Genomic DNA, 15661 nt, shown 5'->3' with positions numbered 1-15661 from the left:
CTCATATTAGTGCGATTATTTTCATTAGCGTACAAAGCTTTAATATTCACAATATAGCGCCTATATTTTTATAAATTATCTATCTATATATTTATTTGTTTTATAAGCACTTAGACTTATATATAAATTATTACAAATACAATCCATTTAAAATTATAAGCATTCCATACTTTCACCACACTTCATTTAATAGATAAAAATACCCACAAGACATTGATATAATTATTTTTTCAAATTACTCAATTTAAATTGGAAATAAATCTTACAAATGCTTACAATTTCCAGATACTACCCTTTAAAAAAATTATTTTTTTTATTTTTTATAGTTATTTTTACAGCATCATAAAAGTTTAATATTTTTCAGCTAAACAAACAATTACAATCAAACAACACAAAGCATATATTGAACCTAGAATATAAAAATGTAACAAAGTAAATAATTAATTTTATAATATTATTAAATTTTAATTACTATTAATTTAATTTAATTTATCAATAATTTTAATATTTAAAAATTTAATTTCAAAATTTATATTCTAATAAATATTTTTTTGATTGACCTCAAGGTAAAAATAAGTTTAGTGATGTTTATTTCAATATTTTTTAATTGATTTTTTTTAGAGGTCGTACAATTATAGTTCAATAACTGATTTATACAAATCAAATAATAAAAAATTGAGTGTGGACATGATCAATAAGAATGAGTTTTTACGCTGGCTATACTTCATTTTTTGAAAAGAAAAATGAAGTGGAAATTTAGAACACATACTATGCTTTAAAACCAATATTATTACTTAATATTTTTAAATATCAATATTTTTACGTGTAAGATCCCACCTATCATAATCTTTATCTACTTTAAATACAGGTAAACTCAAACTTCTACAAAGGTTATATAACCGATCTAATTTTTCTATATTATCAGGATTCCAAGTATTAGTTTCTTTTTCTTGTGAACGTCTTAATTTCCGGTATGAACCTAATCCAAATGTTACATCAACAAAGGCATCAGGATTTATTTCCAATGTATAAATTGGTTTAAATCCTGGTGTAATTTTTTGCCATACTTGACCATCAAAATTATACTTTCGTTGACGTGGTATATGATAGGTAGAAATATAAGGTGAAATTTTTTTCACAATTCTTACCTCTTCTTCATACTTCCAAAAATGCATTTTATTAAGTAGCGCTTGTTTCAATATTTCTTTATCTTTTCCCCAAGTTAAATTTTCAACATTATTCAAAAATTCAACAGTACATCGATTTAAGTTTTTCGGCTCTTCACTTAAATATGTGACTGAACCACAGTCTGCTGTAATAATGAATTTATCAGCATCATTCAATCCAGCTTTATTTACGTCAATTCCAATTACTACACCATTATGGCTATCTGCATAATGTGCCCACATCAATGGATTTAATGGCTGTTTAGTTAAACATGTAATTAAATACTTTCTGGAAAACTTCTGCTGCAAAACCTCATTAGAATTTCGCTTTGAAATTACATGATCATACAAGCCTAATGTTGTACATTCGAACGGATCATTAAAATCCTCTAAATGCGAAAAAGCTAATGTCCGATTATTTAAGGTTAAAAGAGCATCATCAAAGCTCATATATTTATATAAAATCATTATTCTTATCCAATAAAAAACCCCGCTTTCGCAGGGCTTTTATAGCATAAAAATCAGCCAATCAAGAGATTAGTTTTTCTATTTATCAACGATTTTGTTTGCTTGGCTCCAAGATATGAAAAACCCACTCAAATTAAGTGGGTTTTCGCATTCAAATCAATTGATTCGAGAAATTAGTTTTTCTCTTTATCTACAATTTTGTTCGCTTGGATCCAAGGCATCATCGCACGTAACTTGTTACCAGTAACTTCGATACCGTGAGCCGCATTTTGACGACGACGAGCAGTCATAGATGGGTAGTTCAACGCACCTTCTTGAATAAACATCTTCGCGTATTCGCCAGATTGAATACGTTTAAGTGCATTACGCATTGCTTCACGAGACTGTTCGTTGATTACTTCAGTACCCGTTACATATTCGCCGTATTCAGCATTGTTTGACACTGAGTAGTTCATGTCCGCGATACCGCCTTCGAACATCAAGTCAACGATCAATTTAAGTTCGTGTAGACATTCGAAGTACGCCATTTCTGGAGCATAACCCGCTTCAACAAGAGTTTCGAAGCCCATTTTAACCAATTCAACAGCACCACCACAAAGAACTGCTTGCTCACCGAAAAGGTCAGTTTCAGTTTCTTCACGGAATGAAGTTTCGATGATACCTGTACGGCCGCCACCTACGCCTGAAGCGTAAGAAAGAGCAACGTTACGCGCATTACCAGAAGCATCTTGGTGAATCGCGATAAGGTCAGGAACACCTGAACCACGTTGGTATTCAGAACGTACTGTGTGACCAGGAGCTTTAGGCGCAACCATGATTACGTCTAAGTCAGCACGTGGAACAACTTGGTTATAAAGAATCGAGAAACCATGAGCAAATGCTAAAGTCGCGCCTTGCTTGATGTTTGGCTCAATTACGTCACGGTAAAGTTGAGATTGGAACTCATCTGGAGTCAAAATCATAACTACGTCAGCTTGCGCAACAGCAGCAGGAACTTCAGCAACTTTAAGACCTGAATTTTCAGCTTTCTTCCAAGAAGCAGAGTTCGCACGTAAACCTACAGTTACGTCAACGCCAGAATCTTTCAGGTTAAGCGCATGCGCGTGGCCTTGTGAACCGTAACCAATGATCGCTACTTTCTTAGATTGGATAATAGATAAGTCACAGTCTTTATCGTAAAAAATTTGCATTGCTGTCTCCGCTTAAATGCTTGTTTGTCCGTTAAATCAGGCAATGACCCTTAAATTTACATTGCCTGATACCCTCTTCTTGTTCAGATGAGGAAATACTTAAAATTTAGATGGTGAGTACTTTTTCGCCGCGTGCGATACCTGATACACCTGAACGTACCACTTCTAAAATCGTGTGTTCTGCAAGTGCATCAATAAATGCATCCACTTTTTCAGTCGTACCTGCGATCTGAATGGTATAGGTCGTTGGGGTTACGTCAACAATCTGACCACGGAAAATATCCGCAGTACGTTTGATTTCGTCACGGGATGAACCCAATGCTTTCACTTTAATCAGCATCAATTCACGCTCAATATGTGCACCTTCAGACAGGTCAACCACTTTCACCACTTCAACCAGCTTGTTAAGCTGTTTGGTAATTTGCTCAATCTTGTGATCATCGCCATAAGTGGTCAATGTCAAACGTGAAAGTGTTGGATCTTCAGTCGGGGCAACATTCAATGTTTCGATGTTGTAGCCACGCTGTGAGAACAAACCCACTAAACGGGAAAGCGCGCCTGATTCGTTTTCTACGAGTACAGAGATAATATGTCTCATTTCGTGCGCTCCCCTTTAGCCAACCACATATCCTGCATCGACTGACCCGCAATCAACATCGGGTAAACGTGCTCGGTACGATCTACCATAACGTTAATAAATACGCACTTGTCGTTAATCGCCATCGCTTCTGCAAGCTTAGACTCTAGCTCATCGGCATGATTAATCTGAATGCCAACATGACCATAAGCTTCCATCAGTTTGGCAAAGTCAGGTAATGAATCTACATAAGAACTTGAATGACGTCCTTCATAGTTCATATCTTGCCATTGTTTTACCATGCCTAAAGACTGGTTATTCAGGCACAGGATTTTTACATTCAGGCCATATTGCTTACAGGTCGACAGTTCCTGGATACACATCTGAATCGATGCTTCACCGGTGATACACACTACTTGCTGTTCCGGGTATGCAAGCTTCGCAGCCATTGCATACGGCAAGCCGACACCCATGGTGCCTAGACCACCTGAGTTGATCCATTGACGTGGACGTTTGTATTTGTAATACATCGCACCAAACATCTGATGCTGACCGACGTCAGAAGTAATGATCGCTTCACCATTGGTCACTTTGTCCAGTGCCTGAACCACTTGTTGTGGCTTCATTACACCATCAACACCTGCTTCAAAACGACCGCCATGAACCTTGCGCCATTCATTGATCTGTTTCCACCATGCCGCAATCGCTTCAGGATTTGGCTTAGAAACATTAAGCTGTTTCAACTGATTCAACATCTCATTCAATACAGGCTCTACAGCACCGACAATTGGAATGTGCGCCATAATGGTTTTTGAAATTGTCGCTGGGTCGATATCAATATGAATCACTTTGGCATTCGGACAGAATTTCGCAGGGTTATTGGTCACACGGTCATCAAAACGCGCACCCACACACAGAATTACATCTGCATTGTGCATGGTCATGTTAGCTTCATAAGTACCGTGCATACCCAACATACCGATGAACTGTTCATCATCACCCGGGAATGCGCCAAGACCCATCAAGGTATTGGTCACTGGATAACCCAATAGATGCGCAAGCTCTGTCAATTGTGCTGAAGCATTGCCTTGAACCACACCACCGCCTGAGTAAATAACTGGGCGTTTAGCATGGATCAGTTCTTCAATCGCTTTACGAATTTGACCTGAGTGACCACGGAACGGTGGCTGATACGAACGCATCTTCACTTTTTCTGGGTATTCGTAAGCAAATTTCTCTGCAGGATTGGTCGCATCCTTTGGAATATCAATCACTACAGGACCTGGACGACCTGAAGACGCAATATAGAAGGCTTTCTTGATAATCGCAGGAATTTCGCTGGCATGACGCACCTGGAAGCTATGTTTCACGATAGGACGTGAAATACCGACCATATCGGTTTCCTGAAATGCATCTTCACCAATCAGATGACTCGCAACCTGACCTGACAAAATCACCATCGGGATTGAGTCCATATAGGCCGTTGCAATTGGGGTCACCGTGTTGGTTGCGCCCGGACCTGAAGTCACCAGCACAACACCGGTCTTGCCTGTCACGCGTGAGTAAGCATCGGCCATGTGACCAGCAGCCTGTTCGTGACGTACGAGATAATGATTGATTCTGTCTTGTTGAAATAGCGCATCATAAATATGAAGAACTGCGCCGCCTGGGTATCCAAAAACATGTTCAACGCCTTCGTCCGCTAATGCGCGAACAAGCATTTCACCACCAGATAGAAGTTCCAACGTGATTCACCCTAATATTATTCACTGCACAAATGGGAGGCATTTGCAGTGTTTCATTTGTTAACTGTCTGCAATGTTATAGCACACAAATTTCATAGTTTTCAAAGCAATAGGAAAAAAATCTGATCTCTTCGCTGTTCGAGCAATACGGGATCTAAAACATGTTGGGATAAACATATTTTGCTTAGCTTTGTTCAATTTCTCGGCTAGAAAAATCGCCCACTGCATGAAATGACACTTAGTCGAAGGGTGATCGATCTAAGGCATATAAAACTATTGCAGCATTCTTGTGTTTTCAGGCTTTAAAGTCAAGTTTAAAAAACAGACAATCCATACTTATAGTGCCTAGATCTGCTGTTTTTAACAGCAATATCAGCTCATAGCCATGCATTTACTGTCTTGTCTATTCATCTAATCCAATAAAATTCATAGAGTTAATGGTTTAATTTTATAAATTTTTAATATGTCTTATATAAAAAAAATGAATGAATTTTTATTAAATGAAAGGAAATTGTTTATCAATAAATTTTGTATACGAAGATTTTTCTCTGATTTCTTATATGCTAGATTGAGCTTATTTAAGCAGTTAGCTTTGAATAAAGCAGATAAAAATCCATCATTTTTACTGAAAATATCACTACAATAATTGCAGTATTCCATGCCTAGCAAGCCGAGGCCCAAGAACAATGAAAATATCTTTTTTAACCGCCTTCAGTCTAAGCTGCGCAATATCTCTGGGCATCTATAGCACCAGTGCGTCAGCAATCCAGTATTATAAATGGGTCGATGCCAAAGGTATCACGCATTATACCAAGACCCCACCGCCAAAATCTGCGAAAAAAGCCACCACAGTGGATACTTATGGCTGGAAAAATTCAGCACCGGCATCCTCAAAACCGGCTGAAACTGAAGCTCAAACCGAGAACACGTCGCAAGAACAACAGCAACAAGCCCCTCAAGTTCCTGCGAATCAGGACCAGCAACAACGTGAAGCCAACGAAGCCTTGCAGCAATCTAAAAATCGTGCAGTGGCTTTATAAGATACCTCTCTTACTAGAACAGCAGGTTTTTTCTTCGGGAAATGCCGGCGCAAAATTCACTTTTAGGTGCATTTTGCGCTATGCTGTGCAACAGACTTTTTTCACCGTAATTCACTGATACGTTTATGACTACTCACATTGATTCCGAATATCAAGCCAGTGCGATTGAGCCTCAAGTCCAACAGGATTGGGAATCTCGCAAAGCCTTTAAAGTTGCCGATAAAGTAGAAGGTCCACGTCGTTATATTCTCTCGATGTTCCCTTACCCAAGTGGCAAGCTGCATATGGGTCATGTGCGTAACTATACGATTGGTGACGTGATCAGCCGTTTCCATCGCTTAAAAGGTGAAACGGTCCTACAACCAATGGGTTGGGATGCTTTCGGTCTACCTGCTGAAAACGCAGCGATTGCACATCAGGTTGCACCAGCAAAATGGACATTTGAAAATATTGCTTACATGCGCGACCAGTTAAAAAAACTCGGTCTTGCAGTGGACTGGGATCGCGAATTTGCGACCTGTACCCCTGAATACTATCGCTGGGAACAATGGTTATTTGTTCAACTTTATAAAAAAGGCTTGATCTACCGCAAGCTTTCAACCGTGAACTGGGATCCAGTTGATCAGACTGTTCTTGCCAACGAACAGGTTGAAAATGGTCGCGGCTGGCGTTCAGGTGCATTGGTAGAAAAACGTGATATTCCAATGTACTACTTCCGCATTACCGATTATGCGCAAGAGTTACTTGACGACCTAGACACGCTTAAAGATGGCTGGCCACAACAGGTCCTGACCATGCAGCGTAACTGGATTGGCCGCTCACAAGGGATGGACATCACCTTCCCTTCAGCAAATCCAGAAATCTATGCAGACGGTTTAACGGTATTCACTACCCGTGCCGATACCTTGATGGGCGTGACCTATGTTGCAGTTGCAGCAGAACACCCGATGGCGCTGAAAGCGGCTGAAACAAACCCAGAATTGGCTGCATTCATTGAAGAATGCCGTATGGGTTCTGTGGCAGAAGCGGATCTTGCGACTGCCGAGAAGAAAGGCATGGCAACCGGTCTTTCTGTAAAACACCCTGTCACAGGTGAAGAAGTTCCGGTCTGGATCGCCAACTATGTATTGATGTCTTACGGTTCAGGTGCGGTGATGGCAGTTCCATCACACGATGAACGTGACTTCGAATTTGCCAATAAATATAGTTTGACCATCAAGCAAGTGATTGATGCCAAAGGCGCAGATGATGCTGAGTTCTCTGAGACAGAGTGGCAAGAATGGTATGGCTCTAAAGAAGGTAAACTGGTTAATTCAGGCGAATTTGACGGTCTAGATTTCCAGGGTGCATACGATGCATTCCTTGCCAAATTAGAACCAACAGGCCTGGCAAGTTCTAAGGTTCAATTCCGTTTACGTGACTGGGGTGTTTCCCGTCAGCGTTATTGGGGTTGTCCAATTCCAATGATTAACTGTCCATCATGTGGTCAAGTGCCAGTACCTGAAGAGCAGCTTCCTGTGGTTCTTCCGACTGACGTTGTTCCAGATGGTTCAGGTAACCCGTTGAACAAAATGCCTGAATTCTACGAAACGTCATGCCCAAGCTGTGGTGGCGATGCTCGTCGTGAAACAGATACGCTAGATACCTTCGTGGAATCATCTTGGTACTATGCACGTTATGCATCTCCAGACTTTACTGATGGCATGGTAAAACCTGAAGCGGGTCAAACTTGGTTACCTGTCAACCAATACATCGGTGGTGTTGAACACGCGATTCTGCACTTACTTTATGCACGCTTCTTCCACAAATTGATGCGTGATGAAGGCGTGGTACAAGGCAATGAACCATTCACTAACTTGTTAACGCAAGGGATGGTGCTAGCAGATACCTTCTACCGTGAAGCAGACTCAGGTAAGAAAACCTGGTTTAATCCGGCAGATATCGAGCTTGAAAAAGACGAAAAAGGCCGTGTGCTTTCTGCCAAATATAAAGAAGATGGCCAAGACGTTATCGTTGGTGGTCAGGAAAAAATGTCGAAATCGAAAAATAACGGTATCGACCCGCAATCGATTATTGACCAGTACGGCGCAGATACGGCACGTGTGTTCATGATGTTCGCTGCACCACCTGATCAATCACTGGAATGGTCTGATGCCGGTGTTGAAGGTGCAAACCGCTTCCTGAAACGTGTATGGCGTTTAGCAACAGGTTTCCTTGAAAAAGCGAATACTGCTGCAAACATCGACAAATCGGCACTGTCTACGGCTGCGCAAGACCTACGTCGTAAGACACACGAAACCATCCAAAAAGTCGGTGATGACATCGAACGTCGTCATGCATTTAACACTGCCATTGCTGCATTGATGGAACTTCTAAACGCCAACAACAAGTTTGAAGCCCAAGATGACAATGACGTTGCTGTTGCACGTGAATCAATTACCACGCTGTTAACTTTACTTGCACCATTTGCACCGCATTTAAGCCAGACTTTATTGGCTGAATTTGGGATTGAATTGAATTCAACTTTATTCCCTGCGGTAGATGAATCTGCGCTGACACGTAATACACAAACTATTGTGGTTCAAGTCAACGGTAAGCTTCGTGGTAAGCTTGAAGTATCTGTAGATGCCTCTAAAGATGACATCTTGGCTCAAGCCAAAGCATTGCCTGAAGTTCAACAATTCTTGACAGGTCCAACTAAGAAAGAAATTGTGGTACCGAATAAATTAGTGAATTTGGTGGTTTAAATCCATATAGCTCGTTCTCCCTTTGGGAGAAGGTTGGGATGAGGGTAATTAACCTCTCCCTAGCCCTCTCCTTTTAGGAGAGGGAACTTAAGGAATAATCTCCCCTAACCCCTCTTTAAAAGAGGGGAACAAAAGGATTTCACAATTCCCAAACAAAGCCCGTTGCCAGCCAACGGGCTTTGACTTTACAATCCAGTTCAGGATTTCAAATATTCCCCTTCGGGAAGCATAGAGGGCAACACATGCATTTGGGCAAACATTTAGCAGCAATTGTTTTAACTTGTGGTCTGAGTGCAGGCTTAGTCGGCTGTGGCTTTCATCTGAAAGGAACCAATCTGAGCTCCGCCCCTGTTGCTTACTCTGTCATGAGCCTGTCTTTACCGCCCAATACTGAAGAACTGCAAGAGAAACTGGCAGTTTACCTCGGTGCTGCAGGCGTACAGCTGAGTAATGCACCCAATGCTTATGTGTTACGTGTCCTGGATTACACCCCTCGCCGTCTGGAACTGAACGGTAAACTGGTTGAAACCTTGTTACGTTTAAACGTGACTTTCCGGATTGAAGATGCACAAGGCAATCCGATCACTGAACCACGCACTGTCGTGGCAACACGTACGTATCAATATGATATTGAAACGGTCAACACCGATGACCAGGAACAAAAATATCTGAATCAGGTCATTATTGATGATGTGGCGCAGCAGATCGCGCGTCAGATTTCATCGAACCGCTTACCCTTAGCCAAACAAAATACCTCAGCGCAACCTGCTCAATAAGACCTCTTTATGAAACTTGATTATCTGCAAGCCCTGAAACGTGTCGATGAAGCTCGCGGTGCTTGGGTCTTGCATGGTCAAGAGCCTTTGCTGGAACAGAATTTAATTGATGCCTTTCGGGCCAGCTGGCAAAAGCAGGACATTGAACGTCAACGCTATGACATTAGTTCGGTCGCTGACTGGAAAACCGTCTTTAATGCCTTGAACAGCTTGTCGCTGTTTTCAACCCAGTTGGCGATTGAAGTACATGGCAATATCAAACCGGATGCCAGCGCAATCAAGTTACTGAAAAACTATTTGCAGCATAATGAACAAAACCTGCTGTTGGTGGTGATGCCCAAACAGGATAGTAATAGCCTGAAATCCAGTTTCTTTCAGCTGATTGATGCCAATGGTGTGAATGTTTCGCTGGTGGCCAATTATCCAAAAGACCGGCAGCAGATTCTGGGTATTGAAGCTGAAAAACTCGGCATTCGTTTAGCCAATCATGCCTGGCAATGGCTGGAACAACATCATGAGCACAACCTGCTTGCAGCAAAGAACAGCCTGATGCGGGTTAGCGATACCTTTGCTGAAGTCGATATCATTCAGGTTGATCATTTATATGCATGTTTACAAGATCAGTCACGTTATAGCACCTATGATTTGAGCGATGCCCTGCTACAAGGTAATCTTTCCCAGTCGATCAAAATTTTTCAGTATCTAGTCGTTTCAGGTGAACCGATGAGCCTGATTTTATGGAGTCTCAGCAAGGAAATGCGTCTGTTGATGCAGCTGTTTGAACAACCGCAAAATGCCTTGCAAATCGGGATCTGGAAAACCAAAGTCGGGTTATATCAACAAGCCTTGCGCCGTCTCAGCCCACAGACTTTTCTGGCCTGGCCGGGGTTATTATTAAGAATTGATGCCTCAATTAAAGGACTCGGACATGAAAATCCGGAGCATTTGGTACTACAGGCGATTTCCAGTATCTGTGGCAAGCCCCTATTTCACTAAGTCTTTGTCAAAATTCGAAAAATAAAATAATAATCATTCCTATTAGTTTAAAAAAATACACGATTTATCCTAATTTCGCTTTTATAATCGTTCACAATTCTCTGATTTTGAACCGATATTGATCATGCCAAAAATAAAACCGACGAAATTGATTATGGCCGCCGTGATTGCCATTGCGCTCATCGCTGCGGGGTGGTACTTCCTCAAACCCAAAGAACAGCCTCCGCAATATATTACGGCTGAAGTCACCCAGGGCGATATCGAAAGCTCTGTACTGGCGACTGGTATTCTGGAAGCGACCAAGATGGTCAGCGTGGGGGCGCAGGTTTCGGGTCAGGTCAGAAAAATGTATGTAGAACTGGGCGATCAGGTCAAGCAAGGTCAGCTGATTGCCCGGATTGACTCCGTTCGTCAGGAAAATGATTTAAAAACCGCTGAAGCCAGCATTAAAAATCAGATGGCACAACTTGCAGTAAGACAGGCGAATTTGGCTAAAGTTGAAGCTGAATATAACCGTCAGAAAGCCATGTATGCACAGGATGCCACTTCTCGCTCAGAGCTGGAATCGGCATTTGCGAACTATAAAACGGCGCAAGCGGATATCACCGCCATCAATGCACAGATTGAACAGTCGCGTTTGACGCTGGCGACTGCCAAAGAAGATCTTGGTTACACCCAGATTGTGGCGCCGATGGATGGCACGATTGTGGCGATTGTGACCGAAGAAGGTCAGACTGTAAACGCCAACCAGAGTGCGCCGACTATTGTGAAACTGGCAAAACTGGACACCATGACCATTAAAGCTGAAATTTCTGAAGCAGATGTCATGAAAGTTGAAGAAGGTCAAACGGTTTATTTCACTACCTTAGGCAATAACGAGAAAAAGATTTACGCCAAACTGCGTCAAGTTGAGCCTGCACCCAATTCAATTAATACCGATAGCAATACATCAAGCTCATCGTCAAGTTCTGCGGTTTATTACAACGCATTGTTCGATGTCCCGAATGAAGATGGAAAATTGCGTATTGATATGACGGCGCAAGTTTATATCGTGCTGGATGAAGCCAAAAATGTACTGACCATTCCTGCTGCAGCCATTCAAGGTTCAAACCGTCTGCCACGTGTCAATCGTGGTGAAGCGCGTGGTGAGGGTTCTCGCGGTGAAGGCGGCCCGGCATCACGTTCTGAAGCTGAATCGGCTCAAGGCAACCGCCCTGCCGGTGAACGTCCAGCGCGTCTAAACCTGTCTGAAGCAGAACTTGCGCTGATTGAGCAAGGTAAAGCACAGCGTGGCATGGTTCGTGTCTTGCAAGCCGATGGTACTGCAAAACCAACCCCTGTATTAATCGGTTTGAATAACCGCGCGACTGCGCAAGTGCTGAAAGGTTTAAAACGTGGTGATCAGGTGGTGATTGCCGATGGTTCTGATACCTCCAATGATGCAGCAAAACGCGGTGGCAATAGCCGTGGCCCAATGAGAATGTAAGCATGAATTCACAACAACAGCCTCTCCTCGAGGTGAAAAATCTGGTTCGTGAATTCCCTGCGGGTGAAAGCACGGTCCAGATTTTAAAAGGGGTGAATCTGGAGATTTATCCGGGTGAACTGGTAGCGATTGTCGGCCAGTCCGGTTCCGGTAAATCGACCCTGATGAACATTCTGGGTTGTCTGGACAAACCAACTACCGGTAGCTATAAGGTTAAAGGCCGTGAAACCCGCGAACTGGAAGCGGATGAACTGGCGCAATTACGCCGTGAATATTTCGGCTTTATTTTCCAGCGTTATCATTTATTGGGTGATTTAAACGCAGCAGGCAATGTCGAAGTTCCTGCGATTTATGCCGGTGCAGATTCATCTGAACGACATGCGCGAGCCGTCAAGATTCTGACCGATCTGGGTCTGGGTGAAAAAACCCAGAATCGTCCGAGCCAGCTCTCTGGTGGTCAGCAGCAACGTGTTTCGATTGCCCGTGCGTTAATGAATGGCGGTGACGTGATTCTGGCCGATGAACCGACCGGTGCATTGGACAAGAACAGCGGTATTGAAGTGATGCGCATTTTGCGTGAACTGAATGCTAAAGGTCATACCATCATTCTGGTCACGCATGATCATAATGTAGCGAAAAATGCGACGCGGATTATCGAGATCTCGGACGGCAATATTATTTCTGATCAGCCCAATGTTCCTGAAGTCGAAGAGCATCTGGAAAAACAGCCGCTAATCCGCAGTGAACAAAAGAAGATTTCTTCATGGCGTTCTGCAGTTGACCGTCTCGGTGAAGCTTTCCGTATGGCCTTGCTGGCCATGAATGCACATCGCATGCGGACTTTCTTGACCATGCTCGGAATCATTATCGGTATTGCTTCGGTGGTCTCGGTGGTGGCACTCGGTAATGGCTCACAAAAGCAGATTCTGGAAAATATCAGCAGTCTGGGGACCAATACCATTACCGTATTTCAGGGTCGAGGCTTTGGGGATAACTCCAGATCTTCACAGTCCAAAACCCTGATTCCGGCCGATGCCGATGCGCTGGCTGAACAACCGTATGTCGATGGCGTTAGCCCATCGGTGAATAGCAGTGTCACCGGCCGTTATAAAGAAATCGAAGCTTCAACCACGGTCAACGGCGTCAGTGAGGATTTCTTCTATGTGCGTGGCATGACGTTCCAGTCCGGTCAGCCTTTTGACCGCAGTAGTGTCATGCAACAGGCGCAAGATGTCGTCATTGACACCAATACCAAAAATACCTTCTTTAAGGATGGCACCAATCCGGTGGGTCAGGTGATTTTACTCGGGAGCGTACCGAGCCGGATTATCGGGGTGATCGACGCGCAAAAAGGCATGATGGGCAATAATGACAGCCTGAATGTCTATCTGCCTTATTCCACCGTGATGAGCCGTATGCTGGGGCAGTCCAATGTGCGTAGCATCATTGTGCGGATCAAGGATGAATACCCAAGTGCAGCGGCTGAAAATGCGATTCTGAATCTGCTGGTACAGCGCCATGGCGCGCAGGATGTGTTTACCCAGAATGCTGATAGTATCCGTGAAACCATTCAGCAAACCACAGCCACCATGACCCTTTTGATTTCAGCGATTGCCGTGATTTCTCTAGTGGTCGGCGGGATTGGGGTAATGAATATCATGCTGGTCTCCGTGACTGAACGTACTCAGGAAATCGGGGTGCGTATGGCCGTTGGCGCACGTCAAAGTGATATTTTGCAGCAATTCCTGATTGAAGCCGTTCTGGTCTGTATCTTGGGTGGTATTTTGGGTGTGCTGCTTTCTCTCGGAATTGGCCAGCTGATTACCCATTTTGCCGGTGGTACGTTCCAGATGGCATATTCAACCACTTCGATTGTAGCTGCCTTTGTCTGCTCAAGCCTGATCGGGATTGTGTTTGGCTTTATCCCGGCACGTAATGCTGCTCGTCTGAATCCAGTCGATGCACTTTCTCGCGAATAAGGAACCTGATATGCAAATGAATTTAACCAAGCTTGCCAGTGCCCTGTTGCTGGGAAGCTCGCTGGTCGGTTGTGCCGCAGTGGTGAAAACCCCCTATGAACAGCCTGCGATCAATATGCCGGGCAGCTTTCAAAACAATAAGGTGCTTAGTCAGCAGATTCATGCCGATATTCTGGCAGATCAATGGTGGACTTTATTTAAAGATCCGCAATTAAATAATTTGGTGAATGAAGTATTGGCGCAGAATACCGATCTGGCAGTGGCCGGCATCAGTTTACAACAGGCCCGCATTCAAGCCAGACAAGCTCAAAGTCAGCAAGGCGTTCGCGTCGGTGATGCAAGAATTTCAACGGGCCATCGTTTTAGCCTAGATGGTGGCGGCGATTCTTCGACGGGTCTTTCACTGGGTTATCCGGACTTAAGCTATGAGCTGGACCTGTTTGGTAAACTGGCCAATCAGACTGAAGCGGCACGCTGGGAAGCACTGGCCTCTGAAGAAGACTTGCAGGCAACCGCACAAAGCCTGATTGGCACCACGGCACAATTGTACTGGCAACTGGCTTATCTGAATGAACGTTATAGTGTGGTACAGCAAAATCTGGCGACCGCGCAAAAAACCTATGATCTGGTGCGGGTGCAATATCGTGCCGGCGCAGTATCCGGTCTGGATTTAACCCAGGCGGAACAGGCAATTCAAAGTCAACAGGCGACTTTAAGCCAGATTGAACAGCAACGTGTGGAAACACGTACCGGACTCGCGGTATTGCTGCACATGCCGGTTCAACAGCTCGCGATTCAAGAGCCAAGCCGTTTACCGAATATTCAATTGCCGAGTATTCAGGCTGACTTACCGGCGAGTTTGTTGTCACGTCGCCCTGACCTTCGAGCCACTGAACTGCGCTTGCGTAAGGCACTAGCCAATAAAGATGCCAACAAAGCCAGCTACTATCCATCCATTAGTTTGACCGGTAATCTGACCACCGGTATTGGCAGCAGTACTTCCCTCTCGAATGCCCTGAAAAATCCGGTTGCAACTTTAGGTGCTGGTCTGACTTTGCCTTTCCTGCAATGGAATGACATGAAACGTGATCTGCAAGTCAATGAGCTGGAATATGAAAAAGCCATTATCCAGTATCGCCAGACCATGTATGAAGCCTTTGCTGATGTGGAAAATGCCTTGTCGAATCGTACTGAGCTCACTAAGCAGGTGACTTTGCAGCAACGGAATGTTGAGCTGGCAGAAAGAACTGAACGCTTGACTGAAGTGCGTTATCGTAATGGTGCAGTAGCCTTGAAAAACCTGCTGGATGCACAGGAAACCACGCGCAATGCACGGCTGTCCTTGGTGCAAACCCGACAGAACCAATACAATGCCTATGTCACCTTGATGCAGGCATTGGGTGGTAGCCCGATTAAACAGTTGCCTTAACAAAGCTTAATCCATAAAAAAACCGCTGCCAAACAGCGGTTTTTTTAGTTCATATGATTTGA

At 43.6% G+C, this 15661-nt stretch carries 11 protein-coding genes; 7 read left to right on the top strand and 4 right to left on the bottom strand.

All coding sequences use genetic code 11. The features are described 5' to 3' along the window. Window positions 1–803: 803 nt before the first annotated feature. From J7649_RS12670 to J7649_RS12655, 4 genes are all read right to left on the bottom strand, one after another. A complete protein-coding gene (locus tag J7649_RS12670; RefSeq protein ID WP_219308421.1) occupies window positions 804–1634 on the bottom strand; it encodes a DUF2971 domain-containing protein in 831 nt (276 codons plus the stop codon). A gap of 173 nt (window positions 1635–1807) precedes the next feature. Continuing rightward, window positions 1808–2824, bottom strand: coding sequence for a ketol-acid reductoisomerase (gene ilvC / locus J7649_RS12665; protein WP_004278368.1), 1017 nt, complete (start codon window positions 2822–2824; stop codon window positions 1808–1810). Between the two features lie 106 nt (window positions 2825–2930). After that, a complete protein-coding gene (gene ilvN / locus J7649_RS12660; protein WP_004278369.1) occupies window positions 2931–3422 on the bottom strand; it encodes an acetolactate synthase small subunit in 492 nt (163 codons plus the stop codon). Further along, on the bottom strand, window positions 3419–5146 hold the full coding sequence (locus J7649_RS12655; protein ID WP_004278370.1) for an acetolactate synthase 3 large subunit: 1728 nt from the start codon (window positions 5144–5146) through the stop codon (window positions 3419–3421). Before J7649_RS12655 ends, ilvN begins: the two co-directional genes overlap by 4 nt. Before the next feature lie 686 nt (window positions 5147–5832). Between J7649_RS12655 and J7649_RS12650 the strand changes: the two genes are divergently transcribed. The 7 genes from J7649_RS12650 to J7649_RS12620 all read left to right on the top strand — a co-directional run bounded on the left by J7649_RS12650 (window position 5833) and on the right by J7649_RS12620 (window position 15599). Beyond that, the gene (locus J7649_RS12650; RefSeq protein ID WP_219308419.1) at window positions 5833–6186 is read left to right on the top strand and encodes a DUF4124 domain-containing protein; all 354 of its coding nucleotides are present in this window, start codon (window positions 5833–5835) and stop codon (window positions 6184–6186) included. A gap of 125 nt (window positions 6187–6311) precedes the next feature. Continuing rightward, the gene (gene leuS, locus J7649_RS12645) at window positions 6312–8933 is read left to right on the top strand and encodes a leucine--tRNA ligase (RefSeq protein ID WP_219308417.1); all 2622 of its coding nucleotides are present in this window, start codon (window positions 6312–6314) and stop codon (window positions 8931–8933) included. A gap of 242 nt (window positions 8934–9175) precedes the next feature. Next, window positions 9176–9709, top strand: coding sequence for an LPS-assembly lipoprotein LptE (locus J7649_RS12640; protein WP_219308415.1), 534 nt, complete (start codon window positions 9176–9178; stop codon window positions 9707–9709). A 9-nt stretch (window positions 9710–9718) separates the two neighbouring features. Next, window positions 9719–10705 carry a DNA polymerase III subunit delta gene (holA, locus tag J7649_RS12635; protein WP_219308413.1) on the top strand — a complete coding sequence of 329 codons (987 nt, stop codon included), beginning with the start codon at window positions 9719–9721 and terminating at the stop codon, window positions 10703–10705. Window positions 10706–10829: 124 nt separating this feature from the next. Further along, window positions 10830–12191, top strand: coding sequence for a MacA family efflux pump subunit (locus J7649_RS12630; RefSeq protein WP_219308412.1), 1362 nt, complete (start codon window positions 10830–10832; stop codon window positions 12189–12191). 2 nt (window positions 12192–12193) lie between these two features. After that, the gene (locus tag J7649_RS12625; RefSeq protein WP_044109938.1) at window positions 12194–14170 is read left to right on the top strand and encodes a MacB family efflux pump subunit; all 1977 of its coding nucleotides are present in this window, start codon (window positions 12194–12196) and stop codon (window positions 14168–14170) included. Window positions 14171–14180: 10 nt separating this feature from the next. Further along, window positions 14181–15599: an efflux transporter outer membrane subunit gene (locus tag J7649_RS12620; RefSeq protein WP_219308410.1), complete on the top strand. Its 1419-nt coding sequence runs from the start codon at window positions 14181–14183 to the stop codon at window positions 15597–15599. Window positions 15600–15661 lie beyond the last annotated feature (62 nt).

The organism is Acinetobacter lwoffii, from assembly GCF_019343495.1.
Classification (GTDB): domain Bacteria; phylum Pseudomonadota; class Gammaproteobacteria; order Pseudomonadales; family Moraxellaceae; genus Acinetobacter; species Acinetobacter lwoffii_P.
The sequence above is the reverse complement of the archived record's forward strand: the minus strand, read 5'-3'. Positions and strand labels throughout refer to the sequence as shown.

Bases quoted from the DNA above. Each gene is read 5' to 3' on its own strand.
- J7649_RS12670 (WP_219308421.1), bottom strand. From the start codon at position 1,634: ATGATTTTATATAAATATATGAGCTTTGATGATGCTCTTTTAACCTTA.
- ilvC (WP_004278368.1), bottom strand. From the start codon at position 2,824: ATGCAAATTTTTTACGATAAAGACTGTGACTTATCTATTATCCAATCT.
- ilvN (WP_004278369.1), bottom strand. From the start codon at position 3,422: ATGAGACATATTATCTCTGTACTCGTAGAAAACGAATCAGGCGCGCTT.
- J7649_RS12650 (WP_219308419.1), top strand. From the start codon at position 5,833: ATGAAAATATCTTTTTTAACCGCCTTCAGTCTAAGCTGCGCAATATCT.
- leuS (WP_219308417.1), top strand. From the start codon at position 6,312: ATGACTACTCACATTGATTCCGAATATCAAGCCAGTGCGATTGAGCCT.
- J7649_RS12640 (WP_219308415.1), top strand. From the start codon at position 9,176: ATGCATTTGGGCAAACATTTAGCAGCAATTGTTTTAACTTGTGGTCTG.
- holA (WP_219308413.1), top strand. From the start codon at position 9,719: ATGAAACTTGATTATCTGCAAGCCCTGAAACGTGTCGATGAAGCTCGC.
- J7649_RS12630 (WP_219308412.1), top strand. From the start codon at position 10,830: ATGCCAAAAATAAAACCGACGAAATTGATTATGGCCGCCGTGATTGCC.
- J7649_RS12625 (WP_044109938.1), top strand. From the start codon at position 12,194: ATGAATTCACAACAACAGCCTCTCCTCGAGGTGAAAAATCTGGTTCGT.
- J7649_RS12620 (WP_219308410.1), top strand. From the start codon at position 14,181: ATGCAAATGAATTTAACCAAGCTTGCCAGTGCCCTGTTGCTGGGAAGC.